Below are 7,895 nucleotides of genomic sequence, written 5' to 3' on the forward strand. Positions count from 1 at the left end.
GTTTTATTTTTAGTCAAGTAAATATACAATTATTGAGACTCCTTTTTATAAAAAGGTAACTTCCACTTCTGAAAATTCGTTATGCTTTGTTAATTGTAGCGTAGAGAAGTTTTGAATTGAAAAATTAAGGAAACTTTAGTTAAATATGAACAATTATGGATAAATAACTTTTGAGGCATTCGTAAGTTTTTCAGTAATCTCGTACATATTTGAAACTTTCCCAGCTTCGAGATTTTTCAATTTGTTAAAATAATCGAGACAAGTTCCGCAAACCAAAATCTCAACACCATTTTCTTCCATTTTTTTTAATGATTCAATAACAGGAGAATCTTCAATACATAGTTGTATTCCCGAATTTATAAAGATAATTACACTTGGCAAAAAGCTTGCATCCGGGAGAGAATTAACAAAAGCTTTCATCAAAATTTCACCTAATTCATCTGAGCCATCTCCCATTTTATTTTTCTGAATGCTTACGACAAAATCGCCAATTTTGCCAGAAGGTTTGCAATATTCTTCATACGGGAGTTCTACTTCGGTTTTCGTATTTTTATTCATAACAATAACAAACTCCTTGTCTTTTTTTTCAACTTCAGGATAATAATCATTGTCTTTCAGATAGCTGACAACATTTATTTTTGAAACTTCATTGTCGAGCAAAATTTTAAGGGCTTCATTTTCGCGAAGTTCACTCAATGCCTTTTTTGTCATTATCAGAGGTTTGGGACAAGATTGCCCTTTTGCATTTACGATTTTCATTTATACAACTTTTACGATGGAATCAAAAGAGAAATTTAGCTTGATATTAACTGATTTATTGCATCAATAGTGTAATCAATTTCCTGTTTGGTATTAAAACATCCCAAACTAAAACGTGCGGTTCCGTCAGGGAAAGTTCCATTTGTTTTGTGGGCAAGCGGTGAGCAATGTAGCCCAACGCGAATCATTATTCCAAATTCTTTGTCCAAAATGTAAGCTAAATCGCTCGATGACATAGCTTTAATATTTATAGACACAACAGGTAGTCTGTCCTCATTTGAATTGGGTCCATAGACAATTATTCTGTCATTTTTTTTCAGTTGGTCAATAAAATACGAACATAAGCCACCTACACTTTTGCGAATATTTTGCATTCCTTTTTTCTGAACAAACTGCATTCCTGCTTTCAATCCAACTATCCCAACCGTATTTTTTGTTCCTGCTTCCAAACTGTCGGGGTAAAAATCTGGCTGAATATCTTTGTTGGAATTGCTACCGGTTCCGCCATGAATTAATGGTGCGATTTCAATTTTATCCTTGAAACACAAACCGCCAATTCCGGAAGGTCCATAAAGTTTTTTATGACCCGTGAAACTTAAAATATCAATACAATCTTTTTGCATATCAATTGGCACATAACCGGCTGTTTGTGCAGCATCAACAAGGAAAATTACAGATTTTTCTTTACAAATTTTCCCAATTTTGGCAAGCGGTAAAACATTTCCAATAACATTAGAACCGTGAATTGTTGCTACTAATTTTGTGTTTTTCTGAATACTATTTTCTAATTCTTCAAGATTGATATTTCCTTTGGCATCACATTGAATAATAGTTATTTCAATGCCAATTTCTTTTTCTAAATATCGCAAAGGTCGCATCACCGAGTTATGCTCCAAAGAAGTTGTAACTACATGGTCGCCTGCTTTTAAAATTCCTTTCAAAGCAAGATTTAATCCATGAGTAGAATTTGAAGTAAAAATACTTTGCCCTGAATCTGGCACATTAAAAAACTCACTAATCAATTCGCGAGCTTCGAAAACTTCCCGACCTGCTTTCAAAGACATTTGATGACCCGACCTGCCCGGGCTTGCACCATAATTTGTTAAATAATCGGAAATTGCTTCAATCAGTGTAGGTGGTTTTGGCCATGAGGTTGCTGAATTATCAAGATATACTTTCATATTTTCGTTAGTTTTTCTTACAAAATTAAAATTATTTCAGAACCTATTTGATTTAACTATTTCTCATATTGTTCGTTTTCGTCGGGCCAGAAAAAAAACTTTACATATAAAAATCCAATCAATTCATCTAAAACTGTTCTGAAACCCCGACTTGATTTATACCAATTATATTTATCGACAGCAGCATGTGGGACAACAATATTTCCAACCTCTATTTCGGGTTCGTATGCCATTTCAAATAAATAATTGCTGCGACGCGAATGGGGTCCGAGCGACATAATATTTACCTTTTTAATTTCAGGATGGTTTTTTTGAAGATATTCTTTTGTAACCAAAGCCGATGTATAGGTTCTATTTTTATGAATTCTATTTGGGATTGGAACAACTGCCAATTTTGTGGAATCAAATCCTAAAAATATTAGCGAACGAGCAATCAAATCGGCTGAAGTTTTTATTTCCGACAGATAATATCCTTGATCGAAAGAAGTGCCCGAAGCAACAATTAATTCATAATTTCCTTCATCAAAAATTTCAATCATTTTGTGAAAGGAATAATCGGGCACATAACCTTCGGCAACAAGCACTTTGGCTTCTATTGTTTCTTCAAAAGAAAGAAAACCTATTATATTTTTCAAAAATAAAACGAACAAAGCAATCAAAAATACTAGTAGAAGTAACCATCCATAAAATGTTAAGCTCCATCTTTGGCGTTTTTTAACTAATCGAATTTTTAGCATAGATTTTTATCTCACAATAAATTTTCAAATTTTCGACAAAATAAGAATTAAACAAATATTCTCAAACTATTAATTTTTACTTCTTGTAAATCTCCAAATCTGTATATGTCAAAATACTGTTGTTTAGGTTTGAATCTATCTGTTTGGATTTTATTTGGAAATTAGAACTATTTCATTCTATTTTGAAGATTTTATGACATTTGAAATTTGAAAATATGAATTAATTTTTTTGCAGCTCAATTTTTTCATTTTCAACTAATTATTCCAAAAATATGGCACAAACAATTTTCACAATAATAATAGTAATAATAGTTTTCGATTTTGTTTTCGAACGATTTTTAGAATATCTTAATTCAACCAAACGCTCGCCAAAACTGCCAAAGGAATTGGAGGGAATTTACGATTCTGATGCATATGCAAAACAACAAAATTATGAAAAAGAAAACTCACGATTTTCGATGTTTTCAAGTACTTTTAGTTTTCTACTTATAGTTGCAGTTCTGGCTTTCGATGGCTTTGCAATTATCGATAATTTTGCCAGACAATTTACAGAAAATTCAATCTTAATTGCACTAATATTTTTTGGTATTTTAATGTTTGCCTCCGATATTCTGAGCACTCCATTTTCTATTTACGACACTTTTGTGATTGAAGAGAAATATGGATTTAACAAAACTACAGCTAAAACTTTCGTTCTCGACAAGCTGAAAGGCTGGGGTTTGAGCGTAATACTTGGTGGCGGAATGCTTGCACTGATAATTTGGTTTTATGAATATACAGGTGCGATGTTTTGGATTTATACATGGTGGGCTGTTACAGCGGTTATGATTTTTATGGCAATGTTCTATTCTTCGCTAATAGTGCCGCTTTTCAACAAACAAACACCTCTCGAAGAAGGAGAATTACGCGACGAAATTCAGAGTTTTTGTAAGAAAGTCGGTTTTAAATTAGATAATATTTTTGTAATAAATGGCTCGAAACGCTCTACAAAAGCAAATGCTTATTTCAGTGGTCTCGGTGCAAAAAAACGAATTGTGCTTTACGATACATTGATTGAAGATATGAGCAATGAAGAATTGACCGGAGTTTTGGCTCACGAAATTGGCCACTATAAGAAAAAGCATACACAAACAGGGATTGCGATTTCAATTATTCAAACAGGTTTGACATTATTTATTCTTTCAATTTTTATAGCAAATCCTATTCTTTCTGAAGCATTAGGCACCGAAAATCACAGTTTTCATTTGGCAATTATAACTTTCGGAATTTTATATAGCCCAATATCTACAATCACCGGACTGGCAATGAATATTTTATCGAGAAAAAACGAGTATCAGGCAGATAAATATGCTTGCGATAATTACGATTCACAACCTCTTGCTTCGTCATTGAAAAAACTTTCAGTAAAAAACCTTAGTAACTTGACTCCTCATCCATTAGTAGTATTTTTTCATTATTCGCACCCTACTTTGCTTCAGCGACTTAGAGCAATGGCGAAAGTGGAAAGCTAAAAGCTAACAGCAAACAGCAAAAAAACCTCACTTGACAAACTTCTCAAAATACTTCTCATTTAAAATATGCTGTGTTACAAATTTTCCATTATTGAAAACACTATATATTGAATGTGGAACAAAATGGTTTTGAGCTTGTTCTCTTGTTTTAAGTTTTACAATTTTGAGTTTAATACCTCTTTTTTTTGCAATTTCTTTTAATTCAACATTCACATAATATTCAGTGAACGGACAAGCATTTGTATAATAAACACTTAGCCCCTCTTTGATATCGCATTCTGCCTTTTTTGCACAATCTTTGAATTTTGGAACAGTAGCATTTTTTTGGTTTGGCTTATACCAAAGTTCGAAGTAAGGTTCAGCCTTGTCGCAAAGTTCAAATCCTTGTTTTTGAAAGAATTTTTTCTCCGACAAAAAAGGCTGCTTTTTAGTTCCTGCCACAGCAACAATTCCATTCATATTTTTTGAATCCTCAACACATTCCTGAAAAAGTTCTTTTGCGTGTCCTTGCCCTTTATACTTTCCCGAAACCCAAAAACAATTTATGAGCATATAATCTGGAGCAACTATTGGCAACCAGGCTTTTTCTGCCGGCACATATTCTATAAAAACTTTCCCTCTGACATTCAGCTTTTTAAAAACATAGCCATCGTTAAACTGATTTTTCAGCCAAACTTTTTTTGCCTCATAGCCTTCTATACATTTTTTATCGGAAAAAGCACAGCAAATATGCTCATCAGCAATATTCTCGACACTTAGTTTTTTAATTTTTAATTCTTCCATTTTTTAATTATTCAATAACTTGATTATTAAACATCACCATCAGTAATTTGTCATTAGTAATTCGTAATTAATTCTCCAGATGATCTATAAACAGTATCCCATTTAAATGGTCAATTTCGTGCTGAAAAATTACGGCTGTAAAATCTTCAATCATTTCAATTTTGTGGGTTCCGTCGAATTTGTCGTATTCAATCAAAATAGCATATGAGCGGATATTCGTATTTTCTCGTTCGTCCGGAACAGAGAGGCATCCTTCCATACAATCTTGCTTCATTTTTGAATACTGAATGATTTTTGGATTTAAATAAACTTCAAACGGTTTGCTTTCTTTATCGAAGCGTTGCACCCAAATTATGTTTTTCAAAATTCCTACTTGAGGTGCAGCAATTCCGACCCCAAGTGAAAGGCTATCCTTCACAGTGTTTAATAATCGCTTTAGGAAAGTTTGTAAAACTATATCGTCAGGATTGATAAACACATCTTCGCTTTTTTTTATTAAAATTACAGAATCTACTTTGGCATTAATTTTTAAAACTCTCATTGGAGTTGAAATATCCGATTGCATTATCAATTGCGATTGATCCGTAGAAAATGAGTTTTCACGCAAATGATTGTTTTGCATTTTCTTTAAGGAAGAACATCCAAAAAGAAAAAATGAGAGCAAAAATAATGGAATGAATTTTTTCATATTAATAATTCTATCTCTTTGGCAAAAATAGGAATATTATTCGAAAATAATGAATGACAAATATGAATTTAGAATAATGAAATAGTAGCCTGATTATCTCAATTTGCCAAATTCGATATTAAGATTTGGCATTGATTATTACCTAAATCAAGCGATTGTAAACTATGAAAGTTTCTTATATTTGTTTTTTTATTGAAATGATAAGTTTTAATAAAGGTGTGAAATCAGCATTTTATTTAACATATTCTTTTCATTCAAAAATGATTTTGAGTAAAAAGATTGAACGGTTTGTTTATGCAATGCACAAACACAATTGATATACCAATAACGAAAAACGAAAACTGAATATGAGAACTTGGCAAATATTTGAAGAGAATGTAAAACAACTAGCAAGTTTCATTTGGAATTGTGATGCAAGAAATGAAACAATCAGTGGAGTAAAAGTAGATTGTGTTTTAAAACCAGAAACCGATTATTGGATACTTGTGGAAATTACTGAAAATAATACTATAACAAAAGTAAGAACTGATATTGCTAAATTTGCAACTTGCAAACCAGCATTAATGTCTAAAAATATTTATTCAAAATGTTATTTCGTAACAAAAGAGGAACCTACTGATTCCATGATAATTGCCGGTGATGATAATTCAGTGAAAGTATTATCATATAATTCATTTTCAAAATTATTCTTAGATTACAAATCTTATGAATATAATAGAAAACAGAAAAATTTTGGTAGTTCTGTAAACCCTTTCTCTGGTGAGCCTGACAAATACGAATATACACCAGTTTATTATCAAAATTTAAAAACAAAAAAGGATATAGAGTTAAAAAAGATAAAGCAAAAATTATTGAAAGGAAAAAATATAATTCTTTTAGGTAATTATGGAACTGGGAAAAGTCGTTGTATAAGAGAATTGTTTTTATCAATCTCAAAACAGTCAAATAAATTAATTTTTCCAATTGCAATTAACTTAAAAGAAAACTGGGGTCTTACCAGAGCAGAAGAAATTATCAGAAGACATTTTGAAAATTTAGGTTTATCCAAAATTGTAGATTCAGCTATAAAAATTCTTGATAAAGATAATTTTATTTTTTTGTTAGATGGTTTTGATGAAGTAGGAGCGCAAATATGGAGTAGTGATACAACTAAATTGAAACAAATTAGAGCCAGTTCTTTAAAAGCAGTAAAAGATTTAATTAGAATTACAGAGAGTCCAATAATTATTACAGGACGTGAGCATTATTTTAATTCGGAACAAGAAATGTTTAATGCGATAGGATTAAATTCAAACACAACTGAAATTTTAAAATGCAAAGATGAATTCGCTGATACTGAGATGGATAATTATCTTAAAAATTTATCATTAGCTATTGAATTACCTTTATGGTTACCTAAACGTCCTCTTATTTGTCAAATAATAAATACAATTGAAAGAGAACAAATTGAAAGTATCTTTCTTGATACAGATGGCAGTATTGAATTTTGGCAAATATTAATTAAAAATATATGTGATAGAGAAGCAAGAATATCAACATCATTAAATTCTGATACGATATTTGAAGTTTTAAAAATCATTGCAAATATGACAAGAACAAAGCCTGAAAATGTTGGTCCAATTTCTGTATCTGAGATAAATCGTGCATTTGAGATTGTTCTTAAAACACCACCTGTTGAAGAATCCGCAGTTATGCTACAAAGATTGCCTGGTTTGGGACGTATTTCATCTGCAAATACAGATAGAAGTTTTATAGATTTCTACATATTAGATGGTTTAAGAGCTGATTACCTAATAGATATTGTTTATAGAGATAACGTTAACGTATTAAATGAAAAATGGACTAATTCATTACAAAAAACAGGGATAGAAATTGTTGCTAACAGAATTAAAAGAGATAAAACTGCCAATACATTTATTGAATATTTAAAAAAAGTAAAAATGTGTCAAAATAATACACTTGCCGGTGATTTAATTGCCGTTCTTACTTTTTATTCATCAAATCATACACTGGATTTAAACGGAACATTAATTGAAAAAACCGAAATTTCAATGTTAAATTTATCTGATAGTTTAATTGATAATGTTGCTTTTAAAACATCATAGGATTTAAGGCTCAGTTGAGCCAAAAAAAAATGCGAAAAAGTTGATATTTTTTTCGCATTTTTTTTGAAGCTATAATGTATGGATACTTCCGCTCAATTGAGTTTTAAATCATGTTGGGCTAAGCCACTGAA

General features: G+C 31.1%; 7 protein-coding genes. 2 read left to right on the forward strand and 5 right to left on the reverse strand.

From position 1 onward, the window contains the following. Window positions 1–153: 153 nt before the first annotated feature. Genes yedF through HN894_12895 form a run of 3 tightly spaced genes read right to left on the reverse strand, consistent with a single transcriptional unit; the run spans window position 154 to window position 2,677 of the window. Window positions 154–759, reverse strand: coding sequence for a sulfurtransferase-like selenium metabolism protein YedF (gene yedF / locus HN894_12885; protein MBT7144215.1), 606 nt, complete (start codon window positions 757–759; stop codon window positions 154–156). Between the two features lie 35 nt (window positions 760–794). Further along, complete coding sequence (locus HN894_12890; GenBank protein ID MBT7144216.1) at window positions 795–1,940, reverse strand: aminotransferase class V-fold PLP-dependent enzyme; 1,146 nt, start codon at window positions 1,938–1,940, stop codon at window positions 795–797. 56 nt (window positions 1,941–1,996) lie between these two features. Beyond that, window positions 1,997–2,677, reverse strand: a complete 681-nt coding sequence (locus tag HN894_12895) for a hypothetical protein (protein ID MBT7144217.1) — start codon at window positions 2,675–2,677, stop codon at window positions 1,997–1,999. Window positions 2,678–2,949: 272 nt separating this feature from the next. On the opposite strand from HN894_12895, the gene HN894_12900 reads away from it, so the two are divergent. After that, window positions 2,950–4,188: a M48 family metallopeptidase gene (locus HN894_12900; protein ID MBT7144218.1), complete on the forward strand. Its 1,239-nt coding sequence runs from the start codon at window positions 2,950–2,952 to the stop codon at window positions 4,186–4,188. A 27-nt stretch (window positions 4,189–4,215) separates the two neighbouring features. Here the strand turns inward: HN894_12900 and HN894_12905 are convergent, their stop codons facing one another. Both HN894_12905 and def read right to left on the reverse strand, forming a co-directional pair. Next, a complete protein-coding gene (locus HN894_12905; protein MBT7144219.1) occupies window positions 4,216–4,971 on the reverse strand; it encodes a GNAT family N-acetyltransferase in 756 nt (251 codons plus the stop codon). A gap of 67 nt (window positions 4,972–5,038) precedes the next feature. Continuing rightward, window positions 5,039–5,659 carry a peptide deformylase gene (gene def / locus HN894_12910; protein ID MBT7144220.1) on the reverse strand — a complete coding sequence of 207 codons (621 nt, stop codon included), beginning with the start codon at window positions 5,657–5,659 and terminating at the stop codon, window positions 5,039–5,041. 347 nt (window positions 5,660–6,006) lie between these two features. On the opposite strand from def, the gene HN894_12915 reads away from it, so the two are divergent. Continuing rightward, window positions 6,007–7,764, forward strand: a complete 1,758-nt coding sequence (locus HN894_12915; GenBank protein ID MBT7144221.1) for a hypothetical protein — start codon at window positions 6,007–6,009, stop codon at window positions 7,762–7,764. Window positions 7,765–7,895: the final 131 nt, after the last annotated feature.

Source organism: Bacteroidota bacterium (assembly GCA_018692315.1).
Classification (GTDB): Bacteria; Bacteroidota; Bacteroidia; order Bacteroidales; family JABHKC01; genus JABHKC01.